This window comes from Brucella tritici (genome assembly GCF_008932285.1).
Classification (GTDB): Bacteria; Pseudomonadota; Alphaproteobacteria; order Rhizobiales; family Rhizobiaceae; genus Brucella; species Brucella tritici.
In genome coordinates, this window is the sequence record NZ_WBVY01000004.1 from 818,331 (window position 1) to 844,516 (window position 26,186).

A 26,186-nucleotide genomic window follows, 5' to 3' on the forward strand; every position below is an offset into this window, starting at 1 on the left:
GCCTCACGGGAGTTCCAATCGCGACATGCGATATGGAGGTAAGACAATCGGCGACCGCGATTTATTCCCGAAGCCGGAAATATTTTACCGTTTCTGCCTTTGAGGTGCTCAAATCCCATTGATTAGCAGAAAGAAAATAATATATGTATAGCTACACACATAATAGATAGCTATACAATGTCTCAGTCAAAACATGATCTCGAAGCGGCTTTCACAATGGAGCTTTCCACAGCCGCACGCAAAATGCGCAACCTGTTCGATTCCCGCGTCCGGGAACGCGGACTAACGCTGGCGCGTGCCCGTGTGCTCCTGCTTCTCGCCCAGCCGCGCGACTGGAACCAGCGCGAGCTGGCAGATGCTCTGGAAATCGAGCACCCTTCCGTGGTTCGCCTTCTGGATGGCCTTGAAAAGCAAGGCTTGATCTATCGTGCTGCGGTTGAAACCGACCGCCGCGCAAAACGTATCGAACTGACGGATGAAGCACAGGCACAGGTGCGTGAGTTGCAGGAAATCACCCGCGACATCCGTGCAGAGCTTTTGCAGAAATTTGATCAGAAGTCGCTCGAAACTGCCCTAACTGTTCTTCAGGAAATCAGCCAGACGGTAGAAACGACGCTCGCGGGGAAAGACCGCTAGAACCATGTCGGAAGAAGATAAAGATCGGCAGGGACAGGAGACTTCCCAGGCAGGCCAGCAGCAGGCGCCGGCGCAGGCGGCAACGCCAGCGGCGCAGCATATGCCGGTTTACATGTCGGCCATCTATATCGCCGCATCTGTCCTCATGTGGTCGACGCGTGGCCTCAGCATGTATTTCATCTCGGCCAATACGCAGCAGATACAGGGGTCACTTGGCGCAACGCTGACGGAAACTTCATGGCTGATCGCGGCCTATATGGCCCCCTATGCCAGCCTGACGATCCTTCTCGTCAAAATCCGCACGCAGTTCGGCCTGCGCCGTTTTGCGGAAATCGCAATCGCCGTGTTCCTGATTTCTTCTCTGCTGCATCTGCTTGTCTACGACATCTGGTCGGCGATCCCGATCCGCTTTATTGCTGGCGCTGCTGCCGCACCGGTCTCCACCATCGGCTTCCTTTACATGCTCGAAGCCTTTCCGCCTGCCAAGAAAATGACGTGGGGTCTCAGCCTTGCGCTGACCTGTTCGGCTGCCGCCGGGCCGCTCGCCCGCGTCATCTCGCCGTTGCTGTTCGATATCGGCCAATGGCAGCAGCTCTATATGGTCGAGATCGGCCTGTCGCTCGCCGCCTTCGCCGTGGTCTATATTTTGCCAATGACGCAGGCACCGCGCGCAAAAGTGCTGCACTGGCTGGATTTCGTCGCTTACGGCCTGATTGCCATCGGCTTTGGGCTTCTCGCGGTGGTTCTGGTTCAGGGAAAGAACTACTGGTGGTTCGAAGCCCCCTGGATCGGCGTATGCCTTGCGATCTCAATCGCGGTCCTCGCCTGCGCCGCCGCCATCGAACTCAATCGCGAACAGCCGCTGATGAACCTGCACTGGCTGTTCTCTCCGGAAATCCTGCGTTTCACGCTGATCCTTTTCATCTTCCGCATCGTGCTTGCCGAGCAGACGACCGGTGCGGTCGGCCTCTTTCAGGCATTCGGCCTGCAGGATGGCCAGAGCCGAGGCCTTTATCTCGTCATCCTTGCCGCTTCGCTGGCAGGCGGCATTGCCTGCGGCATGTGGATGAAGCTTGAACGTGTATCGTTCATCTTCGGGCTGGCACTGATCTTCATAGCCGTAGGGGCCTTTCTCGACAGTCATGCGACAAACCTGACCCGTCCGCACAACGCCTATCTCAGTCAGGGCCTGATTGCCTTTGGCGGCGCTCTGTTCCTGCCCCCTGCCATGCTTGCAGGCATCACCAAGGCGCTGAAACAAGGGCCGACCTACATGACGAGTTTCATCGTCATCTTCCTGTTCACACAGAACATTGGCGGTCTTATCGGCTCGGCCGTGTTCAGCACATTCATCGCGATCCGGGAAAAATACCATTCAGCCTATCTGGTGGAACAACTGGTCATGTCCAATCCTGTGGTCGCCCAGCGCGTTCAGGCGCTATCCGGCACCTACGCAAAGGTTCTGGCTGACCAGGGACTAACAAAGGCAGAAGGGCTGGCGCTTCTTGGACAACAGGTCACCAAGGAAGCGACAGTGCTGTCCTATAACGATGCTTTTCTCGCTATCTCCGTCATTGCGGTCCTCTCGCTTGCCTGCCTGATCGCCTATCGCCTCTATGAAAACATGCACGCCCGCCGCCATAGTGCGACGATGGCTGGTTAAATCGACGAGTATTTGAAAATGTCAGTTGGAAAACAGTATATTCGCGGTGGTCTCGCCCTCATCATCGGCCTTGCAGGCGTTCTGATGGTGTTATGGGCGTGGCAGTTGCCGCCTTTCAAACATAGCGTCGAGACCACAGACAACGCCTATGTTCGTGGACAGGTGACAGTTATCAGCCCGCAGGTCGCCGGCTATGTCACGAAGGTCAATGCCAACGACTTTCAAACAGTAAAGCAGGGCGACCTCCTGTTTGAGATCGACAGCCGCAGCTATCAACAAAAGCTGGATCAGGCGCTGGCCGCCCTCAACAGCAAGAAGGCAGCTCTGGCCAATTCAGAACAGAGCCAGCGTTCGGCTGAAGCGACGATCCAGTCACGGCAGGCGCAGATTTCCGGCGCCAAGGCAGCACTTGATGTTGCCGAAGCCAGTGCGAAGCGCGTCGAGGCATTGCTGCCGCGTGGCGTGACCACGCAAAGTTCTGCCGATACCGCACATGGCACGCTGCTTCAGGCACAGGCCTCCGTCGAGGAAGCGCAAGCCGCACTTGCCGTCGCACAACAGGACCTGCAATCCATCATCGTCAATCGCGACAGTCTCAATGCCGATATCGCCAATGCGGAAGCAACCGTTGAACTGGCGCGGATCGACTTGCAGAACACTCATATCATCGCCCCGCGTGACGGCACACTCGGCGAAGTGGGCGTGCGTCTCGGTCAATATGTAACAGCGGGAACGCAGCTCGTCTCCGTCGTGCCAAAGACCAAATGGGTAATGGCGAATTTCAAGGAAACACAGCTTTACGGCATGAAGGTCGGCCAGCCGGTCACCTTCACCGTCGATGCGCTGCGTCATGCCAAGCTGAAGGGGCACATCGAAGCCTTCGCGCCTGCTGCCGGTTCTGAATTCAGCGTCATCAAATCCGACAACGCGACCGGCAACTTCACCAAGATCACGCAACGCCTTTCCGTTCGCATCGCCATCGATGAAGATCAGCCGGATGCGGCACATCTGGCGCCCGGCATGTCAGTCGTCGTCCGTGTCGACACCAATGCAGAGCCCGTTGCAAACTAGAACAGTCGCAGCTTACGGGCGTGAAAAGCTTCGGCGTAGGTTTCAGGCGCGCGGCATTCCATGCCGCGTAGCCGGGCGAGCCCGCGAAAGGTTTCCGGATCAAACCAGTCCTTCGAGCGCTGCGTGCCGAAGTGCTTCATCAACAGTTCGATCTTGCGATCCATAATCGTAGCCGGTAGCGCCGAATAGGCGTTGGGCTGGCCCAGATCGCCATCCCATTTCGGAATTTCATATTCAAGGATCACCTGATCGCGAAACAGGTTCCATGTCAGTTCGTTGACGGTGCGGTGATCCTGATGGGCATCACCGTGGCGATGGGTGAAGACCATATCCGGCTGCCCGCGTCCGCGCTGTTCGATCAGCCATTGCTTGATCTCGCGGCTTTGCGCCGGGAAATAGCTATCCTCGAAAGAGGCAAGATGGATGTTGAAACTGTCTATCCCGCGCAGAAAATCGCGTGCGGAAGCCTCTGCCTCCGCGCGCCTTGTCTCGTTTCCTGACAGAACACACCATTCGACATGCAGCGGCGTGCCGCTCTCGATCAGGCTGAGAAGCGTGCCACCGCAACCGATTTCGATATCGTCGGAATGCGCGCCCAGACAAAGCAGTTGCAGCGGGCGGGTCTGATTTGCCAGCGAGCGCAGATCGATCATAGCGCTATCGCGACATTGGTAGCGCGTCGTTCGGCCTCTTCCGCCTTGTGCTTCTTCCAGGGCATGTCGCCCTTCTCCACCATATCCTCAAGCGTCTGCCAGTCGCGCAGCGTATCCATGGAGCGCCAGAAGCCCTCATATTTATAGGCCATGAGCTGGTTTTCGGCGATCAATCGCCCAAAGGGCTCAAGCACCAGTTCCTCGCCTTCGCGCATATAGTCGAAGATTTCCTTGCGGAAGAGGAAGTAGCCGCCATTGATCCAGATATCGGAGGTGTTCGAGGTCCGGAAAGCCCGCACGTCGCCGCCTTCGGCAATATCTGCGAGGTGATAGGTCAGCGGCGGGCGGACGGCGAGGAAACAGGCAATCTTGCCGCTGGCACGGAAACGTTCCGTCATGTCGTCGAGGTCGACATCGCTGAGACCATCACTGTAATTGGCAAGGAACATATCCTCATTCGCTACATGCGACCGCGCACTCCAGAGCCTCTCGCCGATATTGCGCCAGATCCCCGTATCGAGCAGCGTCACGCTCCAGTCACGATCCACTTCCTCAAGCAATTGCACATTGCGTCCGCCATCCGAAACCACACAGTCCGCGAAGGTCTGCGGGCGGATCGTCAGGAAGAAATCCTTCACGACATTGGCCTTGTAGCCCAGGCACAGAACGAACTCATTGTGCCCGTAGTCGCTGTAATATTCCATAACGTGATGCAGGATCGGCTGATGGCCGAGCGGAATCATCGGCTTCGGGATGTTCTCCGAATATTCGCGGATTCTGGTTCCAAGACCGCCGCAGAACAGAACGACTTTCATGACTTACCGCTCCTCTGTGAGTAGTGCCGGGTCAATCAACGTGACGTGTGGGATCGGAATGATGAACTTTGCACCCCATTCGACCACGTGCTGCATCTGCCGGATGATCTCGTCCTTGAAGTTCCACGGCAGAATGAGGATGTAGTCGGGCCGGTATTTGTCGATTGCCGACACATCGTAGATCGGAATGTGCATGCCCGGCGTGAAACGCCCGTGCTTGTAAGGATTGCGATCGACCGTGAAATCCAGAAAATCCGTGCCGATGCCGCAATAGTTCAAAAGCGTATTGCCCTTGCCCGGCGCGCCGTAACCGCAAATGCGTTTTCCCGCATTCTTGGCCGCAATCAGGAAGGACAGAAGATCGCGCTTGGTGCGCCGCGTCTTTTCGGCGAACTGCTCATAGGTTGAAATCTCGTTGAGGCCGAAACTCTCTTCGCGCTTCAGAAGCGCTGCCACACGCGGCCCCGCCTTCCGCTTGCTGCTGTTATGCGCAAGATACACCCGGAGCGACCCGCCATGGGTTGGCAGTTCCTCCACGTCGATGACCTTGAGGTGATGGCGATGCGCCATATACCGGATCGTCAGCAACGAGAAATACGAGAAATGCTCGTGATAGATCGTGTCGAACTGGTTCTGCTCGATCAGATTGGCGAGATGCGGAAACTCCAGCGTGATGACGCCCTCCGGCTTCAACAGCAATTGCAGGCCGCGCACAAAGTCATTGAGATCAGGAACTTGCGCCAGAACGTTGTTGCCGATCAGGAGGTCGGCCTTGCGTCCTGCGCCGACCAGTTCGGCGGCAAGCGTTGAGCCGAAGAAATCCACCCGCGTCGGCACGCCCTTGGCAATTGCAGTCTCGGCCACATTGGCTGCCGGTTCGATGCCGAGGATCGGGATGCCCTTCGGCAGGAAATGCTGCAACAGGTAGCCGTCATTGCTGGCGATCTCGACCACGAAACTGTTTTCATTCAACCCCAGCCGCTCGGCTATCTCGTCGCAATAGGTCTTCGCATGGCTGACCCAGCTCGTAGCGAAGGACGAGAAATAGGCATATTCGGTGAAAATCTCAGCCGGTGAGAAGTACTCCTTCAACTGCACCAGATAACAATGGTCGCAAACGAGCGCATAGAGCGGATAATAGGGCTCCATCCGGTCGAGGCGATCCGCCGTGATAAAGCTCTCGCAAGGCGGCGACATCCCAAGATCAACGAAAGTATGTTTGAGTAGTTTACCGCACAGGCGACAGCCGGTCTGCTCTTGCGCCATGCTCGTGCTCCGCGAAATATCCGCCGTCTGGATGGTCATACGTCATTCCTCGCCTCATCGAACCTTTTGGGCAGGTCCGTTATGGGTTGATAGAGTTGAACTCCGATCCGCGTCGGATAACCAAAACTACTAAGCGGCCTAAAAATTGCCGAGACTGTCATCGGGAGCGAGCCGTACATACGATCGGGCGCAACATTCACCGGATGACCTATGAGGAGTAGGTACCCAATCTTCACCCAATGGCGGCGAGGGTGTAGGTGCCTACCTCATTCGGACGGGTTGGCATCATCCGGAAGGCTATTCAGATGCTTCGAAGAAGGTTCTATCGCCCGATATTCCCGCTGTCAGAATGCGCATGTATGGCAAACGGGGCAAAACATGCGTTTCACTTCGCTCAATATCGACGGCGCCTGGTCTATCGAGCCTGAAAGGCTTGAAGACGAACGCGGCTGGTTCGCGCGGGTCTATTGCGAAGCAGCCTTCGCGGAGCGACAGATGGAAACGCATTTTCCGCAGCACAGCCTGTCTTTCTCACGCGAAGAAGGAACATTGCGCGGCCTTCACTACCAGAACGAGCCACATTCGGAGACCAAACTCGTCACCTGCCTGCAGGGCGTCATCTGGGATGTTCTGGTCGATCTGCGCCCGCATTCGCCGACCTATCGACGCTGGACTGGCGTGGAACTATCCGCCGAAAACGGCGTCCAGCTCTACATCCCCGAAGGCTGCGCACACGGCTTCCAGACCCTGACGCCTGACGTCCTCGTGCGCTACATGATCTCGAAGCCCTATGCGCCTGAATATGCAACGGGTTTACGCTATGATGATCCGTCGCTCGGCATACCCTGGCCAAACAGGCCGAGCGTCATTTCCGACAAGGATCTGGCCTGGCCGCTGCTCTAGCTTGCGACCAGTAACCCTGCCTCGCGAAGCCGGTCAGCGGCATCGGCAAGGGTTGCGAAGGGCAGTTTCGCCCGTTCAACCATATCGAGGATGGAATGCTCGCCATCTGCCAGATTAAGCACCCATAACAATGCCATTGCGTTTTGTGCCGAGCGGTTGGCGCCGCCCATATTTCCATAAAGACCGCGCCGCCCGAGCTGCGGTTCTCCCTTTGGCGACGTGTTCAGCGGACTCCAGTTTCGTTCCGCAATTTCAATAGCCTGCAAGACCATGTTGAACGATTGCTCCAGATAGTCCGGCTTGATGAAATCGAGATTATCGGCCGATGTATGATATTCTGGAAAGGTGCCATAGAGACTGCGCTGGAACATACCGACCGGCAGATTGAATCCCGGCGAACAGAACTGGCGCTCGTCATAGCCGTAGGGCCAGAAATCATGCGTCGTCGCATCGGTGCGCTCACCGAGTACAAGGCCCATGATCCGATCAATCTCCGCGCCACCGCGACGGCTGCGCTTGTAGTTCGGCCCGCCAGCATCGCCAACGCAGGACAGGACCAGCCCGTGCCGGACCAGCCCCAGATTCACCTCGTTCTGCTGTAACCAGGCGAGAGCGCCGAAAGTCGCCGGGCCGAAAAGCAGCCGATAGGTCAGGCGCGTGCGTCGTGATTGCAGCACTTCGCCAAGACGCGCCAGCAGCGCCAGTCCGGAACAATTGTCATTGGCCAGCGACGGATGGCAGAGATGGGCAGACAGGATGAACGTCTCGTCGGTTTCTCCCCGGTGAATGAACTCACCAAAGGTCAGAAAACCGTCGCGGCGCTCCGCATCGATCACGACGTCATAATCGCCGTCCTGCATCGACAGAAACTCGTTATGTGTCATGCAGAAGCCCCACGCTTCCGCATGGTAGCAGGTGCGATAGGGAATGAGGTCCGGCTGATCGGGCAGCGTATGAATATGCTCTTTCAGCGCGCTGAGCGGCATTCGCGCCCGAACAGGCACGCTGAAATTCACCACATGCAGATTGTGCCGGGTAAAATCGACGACACGATCGCCGTTCATGTCTGCGATATAGGCCTCACGAATGATCCACTCCTGCGGCGCTTTCCAGTCGTAGAGCGGCGTACCGGTCGGAACCTGATGGACCGCCAGCGGTAAATGTTCCCCGATGATGGCAAGCGTTTCGCGCACGCCATCACCGGCGAGACTGCGGCAAACTGGATAAAGCCGAGCAGCAAGATCGTAGATGGCCATCCCGTTCGACAATGACGGAATGACAATTTCAACGCCTCTGTGCCCGGCCCCCGTATCCATCACGCCATTGCCCGAAGCGGTTGCGGTTCCTCGTCAGCGCGCCGCAGATCGGCATCCAAGACCCCTTCCGCAATCAGCTTGCGGATATGGGCAATACGCTGAAAGCGCGGGCCTTCAAACTCCTCAAGTGTCAGCGTTGAGCGGCTATAGGCGGCAAGCAGTTCGCGCGTACCGGCAACGGCGTCCCATTCCGGCTTCGCTTCCGGCAACACCCGTGCCAGCTTTTCAAAACTGACGCGATAGGAACGCGTATCCGGCCCGGCATCGTCCGCATATTCGATACGGCAATCGGGAACATTCTCGGCAACGATGCCCGCGATATCGCGGATGCGGTAGTTGTGTTCCGTCGAACCAACATTGAAGGCTTCGTTCCAGACTTTTTCGCGCGGTGCTTCCATAGCCGCCATGAAGGCGCAGGAAATATCGCGAATATGCACGATGGGTCTCCATGGCGTGCCATCGGACTTGAGATAGATCAGCCCTTTCGTCACCGCCCATGCCACGAGATTATTGAGAACGATATCGAAACGCAGGAACGGCGAAACGCCGTAAGCCGTGGCAGGCCGCAGATAGACAGGGCAGAAGCTTGCATCCGCCAGTTCCCGAATTTCCTGTTCGGCCCGCACCTTGGACCGGCCATAGGCCGTTACCGGCTTCAATTCGCCGGTTTCATCGATCAGATCGGCATCGCTGATACCGTAATTGCTGCAGGACGAAGCAAACAGAAAACGCCCGACTCCGGCGAGCTTGGCGGCCCTCGCCATCGCAACGCTCGCCCGGTGATTAATGTCATAGGTCAACTCCTCATTCAGATTGCCCAACGGATCATTGGAGAGCGCGGCAAGATGAATGACTGCATCAAACCCTTCCAGGTCGCGCGGGGATACATCGCGCACGTCCTTTCGGATGGTCGGCACATTCATAACCGCGCCGCCCTCTTCAAAAAGACAATGTTCGTAGAGGCCAATGTCATAGCCGGACACTTCATGCCCCGCATTTGTGAGGACCGGCACCATGACCGACCCGATATAGCCCTGATTGCCCGTAACCAGTACTTTCATGTCCGACTCCTCAAGCTTTGATAAATGCATGTTAGCCAGAGAGGACAGGAGCGACGACTTGACCGAAGGCATGTCCGGTTAGGACAAGCGTTTATGAAAAGCGTGAAAGGGCGTATCGCCTACCTCTTTTGGATGGGGCGCAGACGCTCGTCGCTGCCGATCAGCAGAAGCCAGTCGGTTCCGTCACCAGCATTTTTAGCCTGCTTCGGCATGTAGGTCGCAATCGCACCCTCAATCTTCGGCCCGCCTGCACCGGCAAACGTGCCGGAAAAAGGATCATACCAGAGCACCTTTTGACCGTTCTTCACGGCATCCTTCTGAACCGCAAATCCGTTGGCATCACCATAAATCACCGACAAGGTGCCATCAGAAAGAAATGAGGCATAGCTTTCCGGGTTCACAGCAATGCGTCTTTCGCGATCTGGCTGCAATTGCGACCATGGCAGTTTGTCAAAGAGTGTCTTCAACGCCGTCATTGACTGTGCGCCGGGACTATTCAGAGCGTCGCGCCATGTGCCGTGATAGGCAGCCAGGCCGGAACTGCTGAAATGCCAGATAGGATTATTTCCAAAGAGCTGCCCGGCGGCTCCGGCAAGCAGTGCACCATAGGCGTTTCGCCGGATGGTTTGCGCCGTGGTCACCCGTTCACTCTCATAGAATGTTTCCAGCAAAACGACCGGCATTGCGGCTTCCGCCGTGCGCTTCAACATCCCCGCATGAACATCCTTGTAGCTGTAGAAAGCATCGAAAGTGAACCAGTCATTCTTGCTCCAACGTTCAGCCGTATCGGTTTCAGGACTCGGATGAACCGTCTTCAGTGACGTCGGACTGATCTTCATGATCGCCTCAGCCATACTGGAAACCAGTCTTTCGTCCGGTGTGTTAAAATCCCCTCCCATGATCCAGACAATATTGGGATATTGCCGGAAACGCTCGGCCACTTTTTGGCCGTAGAGATGCATTTTTTCCGGCCCCGCGGCCTTTATATCCCGGAACCAGCCCTGATTACCGCCGCTCACCCCAAGATAGGCTGGCGCGAGAAGAACCACCAAGCCCAGTTGTTGCGCCCGTTCGATCACCCATGCGGCATGGTCGAAATATTTCGGGTTGAGATCGACGAAAGCTTCGCCGTTGAAGGGCTTCTCGCCATAAGCGTTGGCGGGCGGATGGCGGGAGAACTGGTGTTCGACCAGATTGACCAGAATGGCATTGAAGCCGCGCTTCCTGCGATCCTGCAGGTAGTCCTCGACATCCTCGCGCTTCAACTCCGCAATCAGCGACCAGGCGGTATCGCCATGCAACAGAAACGGCTTGCCTGTTGCATCCTCGAATATACGCCGGTCCTGACCAACCTTGATCGGAAACGGATCAGTTGCGTGTGATGATCCTGCCGTCATCGACAGCAGAGATACGGCAAGGACGATAGCTGTGAAGTTCTTCATCGCATTGTCGGCGAATAGGTCGGTGCTTCGTTGAAGCGGCGATAGACCACTTGCGAAGGACGCCCGGTCAGATAAGAACTCACCCCGTCATTTAACGCCCTGACATAGATGCCAAGCGCACCGTCGATAGCATCCACCGTGCGGGCAATGTCTGTGTCGCTGTGGGTATAGCTCACGACCAGCGACGGCGTCAGCACGCCACGCCGGATCGTCTCCTGAAGAAACAGCGTGCGAAAAGCCTGCGAGGACTGACCTTTCTCGTCAAGCGTTCCATAGGCCAGGCAGCACGGACGCCCGAACAGGCGAACATGGTTCTGCAAGCCATGACTGGCAATCGCAGCATTCACACCCTCTGCCAGTTTGGACCCCTGCTCATAAAGCCTTTCGATCACCGGCTCGTCACGATAGATCGTCATCGTGGCAATCGCCGCAGCCATGGCATGGGTTTCAGCGCCGTGCGTGGTTGAAAGCAGAAAAACGCGAGGATGCTCAGTCTGGGTCAGACCGCCAAGCTGCATATATTCAGCTTTGCCTGCCAGCGCCGAAATTGCGAAACCGTTGCCCAGCGCCTTACCGAAACAGGACAGGTCCGGCTCGACATCATAGAGCTTCTGCGCGCCGCGCAGATGCCAGCGAAAGCCGGTAATCATCTCGTCCAGAATGAACAAGGCCCCGTTTTCATGGGCGATACGCTTTGCTTCGTGCAGGAAGTTGTTTTGCGGCTCCTCAGCCTTTGCGGGTTCGAGAATAATAGCCGCTATACGCCCCGGATAATCCTCAAACAGCGCTTCTACGCTTGCAATGTCGTTGTAACGGAACGTGGCCGTCAAAGCTGAAACCGATGCCGGAATGCCCGCATTCATTTTCGTCGTTCCGATAAACCAGTCGTCGGTCGAAAAGAATGGATGATCGGCGCAACAGGCAATCATGTCACGTCCCGTATAGGCCCGCGCCAGTCGCACCGCGCCGGAGGTAGCGTCCGAACCGTCCTTGCAGAACTTCACCATTTCGGCGCTGTCTATCAGCTCCAGAAAGCTTTCCGCGCATTCGATTTCGATGGCGCTTGGGCGCGTAAAATTGCATCCATCCTGCAAGGCATCGCGCACGGCGCGAACGACAGGCGGATAGGCATGGCCGAGCCCGACGGCACGATTGCCCATGCCGTATTCGATATATTCGTGGCCGTCGACATCGAAGACATGCGAGCCGGAACCGCGCAGGATGAAGCCCGGCGCCAGAACCGGATACTGGTCGTCGCCCTTGGCATAGGTGTGACAGCCGCCCGGAATAAGCGTGTGCGCCTTGCTGGCAAGCAATTGGGAATTGCGGAACTGCGATGTGAAAAGGTTCATGCCCCTTCTCCTTTCTTATTCACAGATCATGCTGCCGACCATCTCGTATGCAGACGTTCGCGCATCTGGCGGAGCCAGTTCTTCACCGGCTTCGGCAGGCGGCTGCGCAAACTGGAATGAAGTGCATTCGGCATCGACCATTGAGAAAGCGCCAGCGGCGGCGCAACAGCGGGGCGATCCTCCGCCAGATGTTCGAGGAGTCCTGCATAGGCACGCCCGGCTGTATCGTTATCGAAGACCGTTTCCACCTTCTGCTGGGCAGCACCTGCCATGCCCGCAAGCAATTCGCGATCGCGCGCAAGCCTGTCTATATGTCGCGCCGCCTGGCGGAAGTCACCGACTGGAAACAAAAGCCCGTCCTCGCCATCGGTAACGATCGTATCGGTTACACCGGCAATTTTCGACACCACTGCCGGGCAACCCTGGCTCATCGCCTCGATAAGCGTCAGGCCGAAACCTTCAAAGCGCGACGGCATGACCATGACGTCATGCTGGCTCACCAGCCAGGGCACATCGGATGGCGCAACCCAACCGCTGAAACTGACCTTGTCGCCAAAGGGCGCAAGACGATGCCGCAACTCCGCCAGATCGGGACCATCGCCGGCAACAGTCAGATGATACGGATAGTGGAGCTCGCGCAGGATATTAGGCAACCAGAACACGCCCTTCGAATTATCTTCTATGCGCCCCAGATAGAGCAGCCGTAGCGGGCTGCGCTCGTCCTTCTCCGGAACATGACGCGAGAGATGTATGTCCCGGTTCAACCCATGCGGGATGACCAGCGTGCGCGCAGCATTGAAACCATGCTGGCGCACGAGATCGTCGCGGCAGCGTTTTGAAACGCCGACCGTAGCGTGAACATGATCGCGTATCGTCTTTGCCGCAGCGTATGTGCCAGGCGTGATGTTGTGGACGATCATGATGCGCAGAATATCGGCTGGCAGATAGCGTACCAGATTGGTTTCAAAACGGTTCGAGAGAACATTGACGAAAACAGCGTCGAAATGGTTATCGCGCAGAAAACCGATCATGTGCCTGGCGCGGGTTTCTTCATCCAGCACACCCATCCGGTCGATAGCATCGCCCTTGCGAAGTGCGTCCTCCAGCCCCTGCCCTGTCGGCACGTTGACCGTATCCCCCGCAGCGCCCGCGGCAAGCCAGCGAAGTTCTATGCCCGACTGACCGAGCGACGAGCGCAGGCGTGTGAAAACCGAATAGGTTCCGCCTATGTGAGGACGGACAAAGTAAGCACATTTCATGGTCAGAACCTTGTTGCCCCGGCGATATTTCGGGAGTGACATTTCAAGGGAGAGAAGACTTCGAGGGAACAATTCCCTCGAAGCCTTACTCCGGTATATCGGGGGGCAATGGATATACCGCTCGTTAGTGTATCGAAATTGCTTTGCTGCGCATTTCGGCTATGAGGGGTACACCCCCTCCTACAATAGAGGAGGGTGTTCACCCTTCTGCCAGTTTTCCCCACGACGCGTCCCGCATTAGCTTCTAGATGCAGCGGGAGACACGCGCATGAGAATAGGACTTTTCGGGCAGTTTGGTTCTGGTAATACCGGCAATGACGGTTCGCTGGAGGCAATGCTGCGCCAGCTGCAGCGAACCGACCCGCAGATCGAGGTCGTATGCATATGTTCCGGACCAGAGGTTATCAAACACGCATACGGAATAGAGACAGTTCCTATCGGAGGCTACACGCCCGCCAATCGCATCCTGCGCACTGCCGACCGGTTTTTGATGCAGATTCCGCACCGCATCTGGAATTTTGCCAATTCCATGGCTCTGAGCCGCGAGCTCGATTTTCTCATCGTGCCGGGCACCGGCTTTCTCGATGACTTCAGTGCCGATGCCTTCGGCTGGCCTTTCGCAATACTGCGCTGGTCGCTCGCCGCCAGATTGAGCGGTGCAGAACTTCTCATGGTCTCGATTGGTGCTGGCCCGATCAATCATCCGCTCAGCCGCTGGTTCATGAGGCAATCTGCTCTTATGGCCACATTCAGATCATACCGTGATGCGATCTCGCATGAATTCATGAAGACGTTGGGAGTTCAACAGGACAGCGACAGTGTTAGTGCCGACCTCGCCTTCTTGTTGCCAAAGGCTGCCGAAACGATCCTTCCACACAATGATCGCCGGCAGCGTATCGAACGAATAGGCATCGGCATGATGGCTTATCGCGGCTGGAAGCGACGCGACGGAAATGGCAACTCCATCTACAGCAACTACCTCAAAAAAATGTCCATCGTGATCCAGTCGCAGCTTCAGCAGGGCCGTACCGTGCGTCTTCTGACCGGCGACAATATCGACCGTGCAGCTATCGACGACCTGATGGCGCTTCTGCCTCCGACCGACCACAACCAGCAACTCATTTATGAGCCGGTCACCTCGCTGCATGATCTGATGAAGCAGATTGCACAGACGGATATCGTCCTGGCGAGCCGCTATCACAATGTGATCTGCGCGCTCCATATGGGACGGCCCACAATCTCGCTGAGTTATGCGCGAAAGAACGATGTGCTTCTCGCAGATAATGGCCTGAGCGAATTCTGCCACCATGTGGAAAGCTTCGACCCGCCAACTCTGATCCGGCAGATAGACGATATGCTACTTCGTCGTCCTGAACTGGAACAAGCCGTGCGGGCGGGCACTGATCAGTACCGGCTGCGCCTCGAATGGCAGGAGCAGAACCTTCACCAGAAACTTCTGAAACACAAGAACGGCTTAGACACACGACGCAACAGAGCGCACTAACTCATAGCTTTCAGATGCTTACGCCGCTCGCTTCGATGCAGAAGGTAATCGAAGGGCGGAACAAGCGCCATCAAAGGCTTTCGTTTCAATGCAGCGGCGAGAAGCGCCGCCGCCCCCTTCTCGCGACGCAACACATTGGATACGGCAGACCAGTAGGCCCGTTTCGAAAGGCAGTCCCTCACCTCCGCCATAAGCTGCCGGGCATTGGGCAGGTCACGCCCTTCATGATCGAAAAAGGAAACGAAAGCTTCTTCAACCTCCCGGTTCCATTGCAATATTCCTGCAATATTGGAGGAACGGCTCTGCGGATGCGTGCGAATAAAAGCCTGAATGCTTTCGGTTTCTGCAACGGCGCCATGCGTGGCAAAGCGTAGCCACATCTCCATATCGTCCGTATGAGCCAGACTTGTGCGATAATGACCTACCTTTTTCTGCACTGCGGTACGCACAATCGCCAATGGGCCGTCGACAAGGCTGATCGCATTGCGACAACAGGTTGCTATATAATCCGGTCCCGATCGAACCTTCCACCCGCCAGCCTTACCCGGCTCCGGTAATTCTATCTCTGACCGACGGGTACCGGCTGCGATCATCGACATACGCCCATAAACGAGATTCACATCGCGGTGCTCATCGAGAAATGCGGCGGCATTTGCCAGCACGCCCGGCGCGAGCAGATCGTCGGAGCATAGGATCAGAAAATACTCAGCGCTTGCCCAGTCCACCCCCTCGTTGAACGAAGCATGGGGCCCGAGATTTCGCTCCCGCAGGCGCAGTTCCACCCGGCTGTCTTCCGTCGCAAGTTCGCGCGCGATTGCAGCACTGTCGTCGGTCGATGCATTGTCAATAATCAGCACACGAACATCAACGCCGTGCTGTGACAATACGCTTTCGACGCATTCGCGCAGAAAACTCCCGTAATTATAGTTCGGGATGGCAATATCGACGCTGTGCATTCGCATTCCCTCACAATAATCGTCTATTCAGCCGGAGTCGAAGATATGAGCCCATGCCGCCAACGCCGGAAGATACGGCGATTGAAGGCGCTCATATTGGCAAATGTAATGAAGACATGATTCAGTTCCTCACCAAATGGATGCCGGGTGACCAAGACCGCGACTATCCAGCTCACGGCAGCAACAAGTCCGATGCCAACACCCAAAAGCGGCGAAAAGTCGAACGAGAATCCGTTAGCCACCAACGCGGCAAATGGCAAAATGAGGGTGAGTGCGGTCACCAGAGCGCTATGCGCGAACGCTCCGAAAAGCTCGCGCTGCGAAAAGGAAACATATTTTTTCACATAGAGGATCGAAACGACCATCTGGAAAGGCGACGTGATGAATTGGCTAAGCGCCACCGCAAACAGACCAAAGAAGGCCGCCACGCACAATACGGGTGCCACGACAGAACGTGAAATCAGGCTGAACACGAAGGCATCCCGGTTGTGGCCAAGCGCCATCAGCAGTGGATAGGTCAGCAGAACCGGGCACCAGAACATGTTCGCGGTACACGATATGGCGACAATAGGGACGGCTTCGTGCCAGCCACTACCCAGAATGATCCGCACCGCAGGATAGGCCAGAAATGCCAGCACAACCTGCGCCGGCCAATAGACCACACTGATATAGGACAGCGCGCGGATATAGGACTGGCGGATATCCACACCTTCGCGTACCTGCGCCGACAACATGGGAAACGCGACCGCGAAAATCGCAGAGAGGATGACCCGGTCAGGCAATCCGCTGACGGTGCCTGCGCGGTTATAGATACCGACCTGCGAAATGGGCATGAACCGGCCCAGGATGAGCGAAGGAAACGTCTCGCAGATTTTGCCAAGGCTGGAATTTGCGCCAAGATAGATACCGAAGCGCCATGCTGCATCAATGCTGGCGAATGTCGGTCGCAAAAGCCGACGCAACGGATGGATTGTAATGGCAAGTGAAGTCGTTGCCACGGCCGATGCAAGCAAGCCGATCGCGAAACAAAGATAGCCGAACCCCATATAGGCGGAAACGATTGTAGCCAGTGCACCAAGGCCCGAACCGACGGTCCTGATACGGGCGAGCACGCCGAAAGCCATCTCTCGCCGTAGCAGCGCAATGATTGGCATGGACAGGGTTTCGACAAGGGCGGCAGCGATTGTAATGTCGAGAAAGAAACCGAGCATCGGATCCTGATAGGAAGCGGCGAAGAAACCGCGCAGCGCATAGAGCGTGGCTGCAAGCACCAGTGTGACACTCATCAGATAGGTCAGTGAGGTCTGAAGATCCTTGTCCTCGACTCGGTCAAGCTTGATGAGAAATTCAGCGCTCGCAAACTCCCGCAGCGAAAAAACTATCGCCGAAATGCTGATGCCGATGACGCCCATACCTGTTTCGGCTGGGTTGAGAACACGGGAGATGATGACGACCGTCAGGAAATTGAAGATCAGCGCGGCATACTGCTCCAGAGCCGCCATGAGTATGCCCCTGCGACTGCCGTTCATGTTTCGCTCCTCAAAGGGAGACTGGATGCGTTTTGTAGATTCGATTTCACGATGCTTTGCCCCCCCGGAACTTTTTGCCGGAACATTCGGAAAGACGGCCTTCTGGCCTTTCTTGCCTTCCCCAAGGATAACGCTTTGCCGCAAGCACGAAATGTCGCCCTTGGTGTTAACACCTGACCTGAAAGGAGTATGCAGCACGCTCTAAAGCCAAGTCGTGAACCACGGCGTCAGTGCGTAAAAATTTCCAGAGTTTGATTTTTGCACGCGCCTCGGAGGAGACATGACGAGTCTTTCCTGGATCACGCTTCTGGCCTTCGCTCTTTCCGTTGCTTTCTGCCTCGGTTTTCGTGGACTGGCACGTGAATGGTATCTCATCGACATTCCCGACACCCGCAAAAGACACGATGGAAACGTCCCGCTTTGCGGGGGCATCGCCATTTTTCTCTCCTTCTTCGTAGCTGCATTTCTGGCATCCGGCGTTTCGGGCCATGCAAATGCCGTAGCCCTGCTGCCGGGACTTGTGCTGATCCTTGTCACCGGCGTTCTTGATGACCGTTTCAACCTGCCTGTCGCCCCGCGCCTTGCAATCCAGTTGTTCGCAGCCTTCCTGATTATCGCCATCGCCGGGATACGGCAGACCTATCTCGGGCTTGCTTCCGACGGCATCGAAACCGCCGCCACGCCAGCTCCCTACATGCTGATCCAGATTCTGACCGGACCGCTTTTTCTCATTATTGCGCTCGCTTTCATTGTGGGGCTCGTCAATGCGGTCAATATGAGTGACGGCGTGGACGGACTTGCCGGATCGGCAAGTGCCGCAGCCTTTTTCTGGCTGGCTGTCATCGGCTTCGGTATCGGCGAACATCGCCTGGGGCTGCAGGCGCTCGCTCTTGCCGCCGCGTGCCTCGGTTTTCTCGTTTTCAACATACGGCATCGCTGGCGCGCGAAGGCCAGCCTTTTCCTCGGCGATGGCGGCAGCACCTTGCTTGGTGCGGCCCTTGCCGGATTTATCCTCATTCTTGCGAGCGGACCCGCCGCTGTCGCCTTTCCTATCCTGATCTGGATCGTCATCGTACCCGTCATCGATACGTTGAGCCTGATCGTGCGCCGCATGTCCGCACGCAGGAGCCCGTTTTCGCCGGACCGGCAGCACCTGCATCATCTGCTGATGGATGCGGGGCTTTCCTGCGGGCAAACAACCGTCGCGATTATGACACTCAACCTGATCGCGGGCGCCATCGCCTACATCGCCGTGCGGCTCGACATACCCGTCTGGCCAATGCTGCTGGCACTGGCGATCCCGGCCGCAGCTCACACGCTCTTCGTACTGCGCATGACCAGAGGCGCTCGTCCGATCGTTGCGGCCTCAATGGCCGAGGCCAATCCGAACACCAAACCGAATATCACTTATCCAGGGGCAACTTCATGACCGTATCCGTCCTCATCAGAACGCTCAACGAGGAAGTCAATCTGCCAGCCTGCCTCGCCTCACTCGACTGGTGCGACGACATCGTGGTGCTCGATTCCTTCAGCACCGACCGTACCGTGGAAATCGCCAAGGCAGCAGGCGCGCGCGTCTACCAGCGCACCTATGACACTGAGGACCGCCAGCGCATGTATGGGCTGACGGAAATCGAATTCAAGCATCTTTGGATCTATACGCCTGATGCGGACGAAATCACCCCGCCTGACCTGCGCGACGAAATACTGGCGGTCACTGCCGATCCGGACCGGCCCGAAGTGTTTTTCCGGCTCCGCTACAAGAATATGTTCATGGGGCGCTGGATACGCCATGCCAGCCTCTATCCGACATGGATAACCCGGCTGGTTCGCCGCGATCGCGTGCGCTTCGAGCGCTCCATCCATGCGCGCGCCACCGGAGGTCCCAGCGGCCAATTGCAGGCGCACTTCATTCATTACAGCTTCAACAAGGGACTGGCCGCCTGGTACGATAAACACAATCTCTATTCCTCCGTCGAGGCGGATCTGTCGGCAGCACGGCTTCTGGAGCGACGCATCGACTGGGGCGGCCTCCTGTCAGGTAATCCGGAACGGCGACGGCGGGCACTAAAATCCTTGTCCTACAATCTGCCTTGTCGGCCCACCTTGCGTTTCTTCTACATGTATGTGCTGCGCGGCGGTTTTCTCGACGGCAAACCCGGCTATCTCTATTGCCGCCTGCTGTCAGCATACGAGTTCATGATCGTTGTCAAGATGGAAGAACAGCGCCAGCGCCAGTCGGCGCTCGTCGCGGACGCTCCAGCGGTCATGCCCCCGTTGAAAACCGAAGCACCAGAACGGCGTATGGTATGATGCTTCTCGTTATTCTGCCCTGCGCCGTTTTGATGGGGCTTGCGGCGATGTTCTTTTCCGAGCCGGTTCTGACCTTGCAGGATGACGGCGGCAAAGCCGATGTGATCGTGGTGCCCGGCGGAGATGGACCGCCCCGCGCCGTGGAGGCCGCCCGCCTCTGGAAGGAAGGCCGTTCGCCGGTGATCCTTGTCACAGGCGACGGTGACTGTCTGTCAAACAAGAGGATCATGGTGCGCAACGGCGTCAAGCCGTCTGCGATCGTCGTGGAATGCCAGTCCGGCAGCACATGGCAGAATGCGCGGTTTTCCGCGCCCGTCATGCGTGAAATTCAGGCCAGAAGCGCCGTGATCGTGACCAACTGGTATCATTCGCGCCGCGCCATAGCGAGCTTTCGCGCCGCTTGCCCCCAGATGCGCTTCATCTCGTCCCCCATAGGCGGCGATGGCGGTCGCGCCGGGTTTCCGACGACCCCAGCGGACATGGAACTAGTCATCAAGGAGTATGTGAAGCTTGGCTGGTACCTGCTTTCGGGTCGCATCTTTCCGCAGGATCTTTCGTCGGTTGAACCGGCGCCCGATCTTTCAGACGTATGCGGTGGAGTGGGAGTGACACAATGAACCTCTCGCTCACCTGGATTTTCGTCGGTTTCGTCCTCTGTCTTCTGGCTGGAGGCCTCCTCTCGCGTCCGGAACGCATGTACCAGTTTCCGTTCCTTGCAGGAGTGATGACTTTCGGCTTCCTGCTGCCGCAGCTCCCCGCTCTTGTGTATGACCAGTTTCTGCCGTCCGGGGCTTACGCCAAGACAATGATAATGGGCGTTCTGTCGCTTGCGATGCTGGTCCTCGGCTGGCGCATGGCAAAGCGCCCCATCAAATTCCTCAGCATGAGTTTCAGCGAGCGGCGATTGATGTGGGCCGCAGCCGGCCTGTCTGCTTTCGGCTCTGTTTTCTACTTTCTCCTGAGCCGCCTTCCCGGAGAAGTCTCCATCGGTGTGCAGATGACCGGCATGCCGGTAGTCTACCTCTTTTTTGCGCAGCTTATGCCTTATGGGTTGGGCATCGCGCTTTTATGCTTTGTACGACGCCCGTCCTGGTTCGCGCTGGCGATCATCCTGTTCGATCTGGTTTTCTATCTGGACCGTATTCTGGTGACCGGAAAACGCGCTGAAGCAATCCAGCTTTTCCTGATGATATTGCTGGCGGTTTGGTTCTATCGCCGCATGGTCGTGCCTCGTATCATAATGTTTGTCGGTATTTTTGCAGGCACATTTCTGATGACCAGCATGGGCGACTATCGTCAGATTACACGCGCGGCTTCCGGCTTCGTTCTCGACGACATCATGGAAATCGACTACGCCGCCAATTTCAACAAGACGCTGGAACGCGGTGGACTGGAAATGCGCAATGCCGTGCAGCTTATCGATGAGGTGGACCGGCGGCTGGAATTCGACTACGGCAAATTCCACTGGAACCGCATCGTGTTCACTTTCGTACCCGCGCAGCTGGTAGGAGCCGATGTCAAGGAAGCCCTGCGCCTGGATACGCCCGAGCCAAGCCGCGACTACAATCCCGTCACCGGAACAACCGAGACCGGCCTTGTCGATGCCTTTTCGTCGTTCTGGTATTTCGGAGCGCTGAAATTCTTTGTACTCGCCTGGGCCATGCGGCGGCTCTGGGAGACGGCAATGGCGGGGGAGATGCTGGGGCAACTCGTCTATATGCTGTCGATCGTGCCCGCCATGCACGCCATTTCCCACCAGACAGACTGGGTCATCACAGTCTGGCTGCATATGGCGCTTTTCCTGATCCCTGTCCTGACGTTCTGTCGCATCCGTAACAGCTCCGTTTACCTGCCCATACCGCCGCAACGAAGCGGAGGCCTGCCGCAATTTTCGTAAAGGATGATCGCAATGTCCGTCGCATCGCAGCAAAATTCACCCATCCCGATCAGCGGTCGAAAGACTTCGTCACGCCCCATGGAAGGCGGCGCAACCTTCACTCTCGGACATCGTGTCCGACGTTTAATCTGGCAGGCAAGCTGGCTGGTGCTGGCAGCATGGACGCCGTCCTTCCTGTGGCGCTGGCGCGGCGCCGTACTGCGTGCCTTCGGTGCCAGGATTCACAAGACTGCCATCGTACGCGGCAGCGCGCGCATCTGGTGGCCAGCCAATCTGACCATGGGCGCTCATTCATCGCTCGGGCCGGGCGCACTTTGCTATAACGTCGCGCATGTCACGCTTGCGCCCTTCGCCATCGTCTCGCAGCGCGCACATCTTTGCACTGCGGGACACAATATTGACCAGGCTGATTTTCCGCTCACGGCAGCGCCCATTCGCATCGAGCCTTATGGCTGGGTTGCGGCGGAAGCTTTCGTCGGGCCGGGCGTAACCATCGGTGAAGGCGCTGTTCTGGGTGCGCGAGGGGTCTGCTTCCGTGATATGGACCCGTGGATGGTCTATGCTGGCAATCCGGCCAAGCCTGTGCGGCCAAGGCGAAAGCCTTGACTATCAGGCGGCGGGAACGGATCGAAGACGCCTGCGTCCCGCAACGGCATCGCTCTTTAGCGACTGGAAGCTCTGATAGGCCGCAATCGTCTGGAGCGCGATGCGCGGCCAGGTGTAATTGGCACGCACGAGCCTTGCACCGGCTGCGCCCATCCGCTTTGCCCCGTCGGGGTCTTCCAGAATCCGCTCTAGCGCTGCGGCCACCGCCATCGGATCAAGCGCGCAAACCACACCTGCACCGGCTTCGGCAACCTCTGGAAAATGGCACGCATCGGTAATCGCCACGGGCACACCGCAGGCAAGCGCTTCGGTTATGGCAACGCTGAAGCCTTCCTGACGGCTCGGCAAGCAGAAGCAGGCCGATTGCTTCAGGGCGGCAATCTTGGCCGAGCCATAAAGCCCGCCAGTCATATGAACACGAGCCTCCAGCCCATATTGACGAATAAGATCGCGGAATTCGTCTTCCGCCCCGCCATCAGGACCGGCGACCACCAGATCCACATCCGGGAACAGGAGAGCGACCCGACGAAAGGCATCGGCAAGAATATCGAGGCCTTTCTTGTAATGAAGCCGAGACAGAAACAGCACATAAGGCCGCTCCGGCAATTCGGACACGACGATATCCCTGTCACCCTCAACCTCGTTGAGGAAAATACCGTTCGGGATCATTATCAATGGCGGCTTCAGGCCGAGAGGCTGCATCAGTTCTATTTCGTCCGCATTCAGGGCCTGAATGAAAGCCGCTCCATCGAGCATACCGCGAAAGCCGAGCTTCAACGCGATTTTCTTTTTCCATGCACTCTGCCGCATACTCCAGATATCAAGCATACCGCAGCAGCGAACGCAGTAAGGCACACCAAAACGACGGCAGAGAATTGAAGCCCGCAACAGATTGGTTTCCCATATGCCATGCAGATGCACGAAATCTGCCAGGCGTACCAGTGCCTCCATGGCTTTCGCGGCGGCTCCCCCAAACAGGGTTTCCCGCAGGTCGGGCATCGCCAGCAGTAACGTGCTCACCTTGTCAAAGCCGGGGATCGTCAGGGCAGCCTTGGCTGCGCGACTGCTCACCTCATCATCGCAATAGCTTACGATTGTCACCTCATGACCGAGCGAGGCTTGCGCCGCTGCCAGCCGCACCACAACAGCCTGTGGACCACCCTTCGCGGGATCGTAGGAACCGATGACGTGAACGATCCTCATGAAGCATACACCCTGGAATATTGTGCCAGTGCTGCCACCAGCCGCTCGCCATAGCGTGAAACGGTAAAATCACTGGCCCTCTCTCGTGCGCTGTCGCTCATCCGGGCAAGTGTTGCGGGAGTTCCAGCAAACTGCCGCAAAATCCCTGCCGTCTCGCTCACATCACGGATCGGGACGATATAACCATCGATACCATGTCGTACGACGCTGCCAGTATTGTCCGTACAAATGACCGGCAGACCGGCAGCAAGTGCCTCATAGACCGCCGTGGCCGATCCCTCGCAGAGCGACGGCAACAGAAACACGTCTGCCCATTCGAACTGGGCGCGCATTTCGCTGCGCGGTATCGGTCCTGTCAGCTCGACCGTTGCGGCGAGTTTTGCACGTGCTTCCGGCTCTACGGTAATTGGTCCAACCATGCGGAATTGCGCCATGTCTCCAAGCTCCCGCGCCACCGCGCCAACATAGGGCGAGCCCTTGCGAAGCCCGACCGCGCCGACAGTGAGAACCCGTAGCGGTCCGGGCAGACGCGGACAGGGATCAAGCAGAAAGCGAGAGTCCACACCGTAAGGCACCACGACGACCTTTTCCGGATTGCAGCCTGCCTCGATCACATGACGCGCCACAAAATCGGATGGACAGACGACGGCATCGGCGATCTGCCATTCCGCTTGTTCGCGTGCGGCAAAAATATCGGCATGGACGTCGTTTGCGACAGGAAGCTGCCAGCCAGGATTAAGTACCTCTTCCTCATACGACAACTGATCGACGATGGTTCGTGGGGCGATCATTTGCTCCACAGCCGTCCACAAGCCCTGCTGTTTGGCGACCGTCAGCAATTCCAGCGCTTCTCCGCTGAAGGCGTAAACGCCACTCGCACCGTGGAAGCCGCTTCCGGCAACCAGCTTGCCGAAGGTTTCCCCTGCCCATATGGCATTGGCAGTTGACTTCGGGCGTGCCTGATTGGAAAGCCTGCGCACGGCAGAGTGTAGGCCAAAGGCAGGAAATGTAGTCATTCGGTCTTGCGGAATTCCTTGCGGTGTACGCCCCACCAGTCGCCGCACCGATGCGGGCAACATTGACGGCGGCAGGCTGTTCAGCAATCGTGGCCATCCCTGAAGCGCGCATATATCCGTATAGAAATGCGCAAGCTTTTCCCGGCTTGCGAAAATGCGCGGGACTGCATAATGCATGCGCGCGCCAAGCTGGCTGACGACAACAGACCCGTCCATCATAGCTCCCTCGGCTGGAATTGCCGGTCGAGAACCGGCATGGCTTGTGGCACCACCTTTTCCTCGAGCCGCGAGATGGCGGACTGCCAGACCGCAGCGCCATACTCGCGCGAATAGGCCGTTTCCATCAGATAGCGAGCATTGTTGCCCATCGACATGCGCCCGACCGGCGAATGACGCAAATGAAGGATCGCTTTGACCAGCGCATCGACATCGCCGGGCCGCAGCGCCATGCCGCACTGAAAATCACGGACAATCGTGCCGATCTCGCCTTCCGTATCGCCGATGAAGATTGTCGGGCGCGCGGCCGCAAGCACGCCATAGAACTTGCTGGGCACGATGCAATGTTCCAGCTCCGGCTTCAGGGAAACCAGATGCACATTGGCCGCGCCAAGACTTTCGGAAAGTTTATCAACGGGTTGGAACGGTTTCATCATCACATTGGTCAAGCCGCGTCGTTTGACCTCGCTTTCAACGAAACCGCGCTGCTGTCCCTCGCCTATCATCAGGAAGACGATGCTCTTCATATGCCGAAGCCGTTCGGCAGCATCGAGAACTGTCTTGAATTCGTGCGCGCGTCCGAAGTTGCCCGAATAGCCGATGACGAATTTCCGACCGAGCCCCCATGCGCGGCGCAAGGGGTTTTGCGCCGGTTCCACCGGCACGATCTCATTGCGGTCGGCCCAGTGGTGAACCACGCTGAGGCTTTCCGCCGGAATGTCGCGTGTTGAAAGATAATGCGCCATGCGCTCTATCGGGCAGATGGTCAGTGCCGACTGCCGCATCGACCAATTGCGCAGGATCAGGGCGAGCTTGCCGGAAACAGTATCGGACCTGATGAGGCCGAGTTCCATCGCCGTTTCGGGGAAAAGGTCCATCACCCAGTTGACGAGTTTCGCCCGGCGCATACGGACCGGCAATGCAGCCGAAACGGAAAGAAGCGGCGGATCGGTGCAGACGACGCAAACATCGTCCTTCTGCGTATTCGATGCAAACCATGTGGCGGCGGACAGATGGAATGTCGCATAATCGACCGCTCGCCCGACAAGCTTTCCCCGACCGAAACCCGAGGTCCATATGCGATGCACTTCTATGCCGTTGATCGTTTCGCGCGCGGGCAGAACGTCCTTCCGCTTGTCGTGATAGCTGCGGCTTGCAAGCACCGTCGTCTCGATGCCTTCACGCACCAGCGTATGGGCGAGACTCGTCACCATGCGGCTGGTCGCCGACTGGTCCGGGTAGAAGTAACGATTGGCAAGCACCACACGCATGATTTCGCTTCCTATTGCTCGATCCGGTTAAGCAGAAGGATCGCAACAGCGCGGCAGATACCGCAAGGAACACAAAGGCATGGCCAGCACCGACACCGGGCGAACCGCCTACCTCTTTGGGTGAAACCGACCATACCGGACGCGCTTCCAGCCTCATCCGAAGAGGGAGGCCGCGGCCCGCGATTGCCGTTTTGGAGCCGTTCTGCCCGCGCAGGAAATCGCTAACATGGTTTCATCA

Annotated in this window: 23 protein-coding genes; 10 read left to right on the forward strand and 13 right to left on the reverse strand. The window is 57.3% G+C overall.

The window, feature by feature from the left end; all coding sequences use genetic code 11:
* The first annotated feature begins 177 nt into the window (after window positions 1–177).
* Genes F9K94_RS18355 through F9K94_RS18365 form a run of 3 tightly spaced genes read left to right on the forward strand, consistent with a single transcriptional unit; the run spans window position 178 to window position 3,370 of the window.
* The gene (locus F9K94_RS18355) at window positions 178–636 is read left to right on the forward strand and encodes a MarR family winged helix-turn-helix transcriptional regulator (protein ID WP_061347814.1); all 459 of its coding nucleotides are present in this window, start codon (window positions 178–180) and stop codon (window positions 634–636) included.
* A gap of 4 nt (window positions 637–640) precedes the next feature.
* Window positions 641–2,299 carry an MFS transporter gene (locus F9K94_RS18360; RefSeq protein WP_151647491.1) on the forward strand — a complete coding sequence of 553 codons (1,659 nt, stop codon included), beginning with the start codon at window positions 641–643 and terminating at the stop codon, window positions 2,297–2,299.
* A gap of 18 nt (window positions 2,300–2,317) precedes the next feature.
* Window positions 2,318–3,370, forward strand: coding sequence for an HlyD family secretion protein (locus F9K94_RS18365; protein ID WP_151647493.1), 1,053 nt, complete (start codon window positions 2,318–2,320; stop codon window positions 3,368–3,370).
* Here the strand turns inward: F9K94_RS18365 and F9K94_RS18370 are convergent.
* The 3 genes from F9K94_RS18370 to F9K94_RS18380 are packed head-to-tail and all read right to left on the reverse strand — an operon-like array spanning window position 3,367 to window position 6,143.
* Window positions 3,367–4,023, reverse strand: a complete 657-nt coding sequence (locus F9K94_RS18370) for a PIG-L deacetylase family protein (RefSeq protein WP_151647495.1) — start codon at window positions 4,021–4,023, stop codon at window positions 3,367–3,369. The two genes, F9K94_RS18365 and F9K94_RS18370, sit on opposite strands and share 4 nt — an antisense overlap.
* Window positions 4,020–4,838 carry a sugar phosphate nucleotidyltransferase gene (locus tag F9K94_RS18375; RefSeq protein ID WP_151647497.1) on the reverse strand — a complete coding sequence of 273 codons (819 nt, stop codon included), beginning with the start codon at window positions 4,836–4,838 and terminating at the stop codon, window positions 4,020–4,022. The genes F9K94_RS18370 and F9K94_RS18375 overlap by 4 nt, the downstream gene beginning before the upstream one ends.
* A 3-nt stretch (window positions 4,839–4,841) precedes the next feature.
* Window positions 4,842–6,143 carry a class I SAM-dependent methyltransferase gene (locus tag F9K94_RS18380; protein ID WP_151647500.1) on the reverse strand — a complete coding sequence of 434 codons (1,302 nt, stop codon included), beginning with the start codon at window positions 6,141–6,143 and terminating at the stop codon, window positions 4,842–4,844.
* A 339-nt stretch (window positions 6,144–6,482) separates the two neighbouring features.
* Here F9K94_RS18380 and rfbC point away from each other — a divergent pair, with 339 nt between their 5' ends.
* Window positions 6,483–7,007 carry a dTDP-4-dehydrorhamnose 3,5-epimerase gene (rfbC, locus tag F9K94_RS18385; protein WP_151647502.1) on the forward strand — a complete coding sequence of 175 codons (525 nt, stop codon included), beginning with the start codon at window positions 6,483–6,485 and terminating at the stop codon, window positions 7,005–7,007.
* Here the strand turns inward: rfbC and F9K94_RS18390 are convergent.
* From F9K94_RS18390 to F9K94_RS18410, 5 genes are all read right to left on the reverse strand, one after another.
* The gene (locus F9K94_RS18390; protein ID WP_151647504.1) at window positions 7,004–8,323 is read right to left on the reverse strand and encodes a DUF4910 domain-containing protein; all 1,320 of its coding nucleotides are present in this window, start codon (window positions 8,321–8,323) and stop codon (window positions 7,004–7,006) included. The genes rfbC and F9K94_RS18390 overlap by 4 nt on opposite strands.
* Window positions 8,323–9,384, reverse strand: a complete 1,062-nt coding sequence (locus tag F9K94_RS18395) for an NAD-dependent epimerase/dehydratase family protein (RefSeq protein WP_151647506.1) — start codon at window positions 9,382–9,384, stop codon at window positions 8,323–8,325. Before F9K94_RS18395 ends, F9K94_RS18390 begins: the two co-directional genes overlap by 1 nt.
* Window positions 9,385–9,503: 119 nt before the next feature.
* Entirely contained in the window at window positions 9,504–10,826 is a 1,323-nt protein-coding gene (locus F9K94_RS18400) for an apiosidase-like domain-containing protein (protein WP_151647508.1), read from the reverse strand.
* The gene (locus F9K94_RS18405) at window positions 10,823–12,178 is read right to left on the reverse strand and encodes a glutamate-1-semialdehyde 2,1-aminomutase (protein WP_151647510.1); all 1,356 of its coding nucleotides are present in this window, start codon (window positions 12,176–12,178) and stop codon (window positions 10,823–10,825) included. The genes F9K94_RS18400 and F9K94_RS18405 overlap by 4 nt, the downstream gene beginning before the upstream one ends.
* A 26-nt stretch (window positions 12,179–12,204) precedes the next feature.
* Complete coding sequence (locus tag F9K94_RS18410) at window positions 12,205–13,437, reverse strand: glycosyltransferase family 4 protein (RefSeq protein WP_151647512.1); 1,233 nt, start codon at window positions 13,435–13,437, stop codon at window positions 12,205–12,207.
* A 268-nt stretch (window positions 13,438–13,705) separates the two neighbouring features.
* On the opposite strand from F9K94_RS18410, the gene F9K94_RS18415 reads away from it, so the two are divergent.
* On the forward strand, window positions 13,706–14,941 hold the full coding sequence (locus F9K94_RS18415; RefSeq protein ID WP_151647514.1) for a polysaccharide pyruvyl transferase family protein: 1,236 nt from the start codon (window positions 13,706–13,708) through the stop codon (window positions 14,939–14,941).
* Here F9K94_RS18415 and F9K94_RS18420 read toward each other — a convergent pair.
* Complete coding sequence (locus F9K94_RS18420; protein ID WP_235920647.1) at window positions 14,938–15,897, reverse strand: glycosyltransferase; 960 nt, start codon at window positions 15,895–15,897, stop codon at window positions 14,938–14,940. The genes F9K94_RS18415 and F9K94_RS18420 overlap by 4 nt on opposite strands.
* Before the next feature lie 23 nt (window positions 15,898–15,920).
* The gene (locus F9K94_RS18425) at window positions 15,921–17,426 is read right to left on the reverse strand and encodes an oligosaccharide flippase family protein (protein WP_151647518.1); all 1,506 of its coding nucleotides are present in this window, start codon (window positions 17,424–17,426) and stop codon (window positions 15,921–15,923) included.
* Between the two features lie 280 nt (window positions 17,427–17,706).
* On the opposite strand from F9K94_RS18425, the gene F9K94_RS18430 reads away from it, so the two are divergent.
* Genes F9K94_RS18430 through F9K94_RS18450 form a run of 5 tightly spaced genes read left to right on the forward strand, consistent with a single transcriptional unit; the run spans window position 17,707 to window position 22,242 of the window.
* Entirely contained in the window at window positions 17,707–18,855 is a 1,149-nt protein-coding gene (locus tag F9K94_RS18430; RefSeq protein WP_151647520.1) for an MraY family glycosyltransferase, read from the forward strand.
* On the forward strand, window positions 18,852–19,739 hold the full coding sequence (locus tag F9K94_RS18435; RefSeq protein ID WP_151647522.1) for a glycosyltransferase family 2 protein: 888 nt from the start codon (window positions 18,852–18,854) through the stop codon (window positions 19,737–19,739). The genes F9K94_RS18430 and F9K94_RS18435 overlap by 4 nt, the downstream gene beginning before the upstream one ends.
* Window positions 19,739–20,356, forward strand: a complete 618-nt coding sequence (locus tag F9K94_RS18440) for a YdcF family protein (RefSeq protein WP_407922055.1) — start codon at window positions 19,739–19,741, stop codon at window positions 20,354–20,356. The genes F9K94_RS18435 and F9K94_RS18440 overlap by 1 nt, the downstream gene beginning before the upstream one ends.
* On the forward strand, window positions 20,353–21,636 hold the full coding sequence (locus tag F9K94_RS18445; RefSeq protein ID WP_151647526.1) for a hypothetical protein: 1,284 nt from the start codon (window positions 20,353–20,355) through the stop codon (window positions 21,634–21,636). The genes F9K94_RS18440 and F9K94_RS18445 overlap by 4 nt, the downstream gene beginning before the upstream one ends.
* Window positions 21,637–21,648: 12 nt before the next feature.
* Entirely contained in the window at window positions 21,649–22,242 is a 594-nt protein-coding gene (locus F9K94_RS18450) for an LbetaH domain-containing protein (protein WP_151647528.1), read from the forward strand.
* Window positions 22,243–22,245: 3 nt separating this feature from the next.
* Here F9K94_RS18450 and F9K94_RS18455 read toward each other — a convergent pair whose 3' ends face one another.
* Genes F9K94_RS18455 through F9K94_RS18465 form a run of 3 tightly spaced genes read right to left on the reverse strand, consistent with a single transcriptional unit; the run spans window position 22,246 to window position 25,948 of the window.
* Complete coding sequence (locus tag F9K94_RS18455; RefSeq protein WP_151647530.1) at window positions 22,246–23,445, reverse strand: glycosyltransferase; 1,200 nt, start codon at window positions 23,443–23,445, stop codon at window positions 22,246–22,248.
* Window positions 23,442–24,677 carry a glycosyltransferase family 4 protein gene (locus F9K94_RS18460; RefSeq protein WP_151647740.1) on the reverse strand — a complete coding sequence of 412 codons (1,236 nt, stop codon included), beginning with the start codon at window positions 24,675–24,677 and terminating at the stop codon, window positions 23,442–23,444. The genes F9K94_RS18455 and F9K94_RS18460 overlap by 4 nt, the downstream gene beginning before the upstream one ends.
* Window positions 24,677–25,948 carry a glycosyltransferase family 4 protein gene (locus F9K94_RS18465; protein ID WP_151647532.1) on the reverse strand — a complete coding sequence of 424 codons (1,272 nt, stop codon included), beginning with the start codon at window positions 25,946–25,948 and terminating at the stop codon, window positions 24,677–24,679. Before F9K94_RS18465 ends, F9K94_RS18460 begins: the two co-directional genes overlap by 1 nt.
* Window positions 25,949–26,186: the final 238 nt, after the last annotated feature.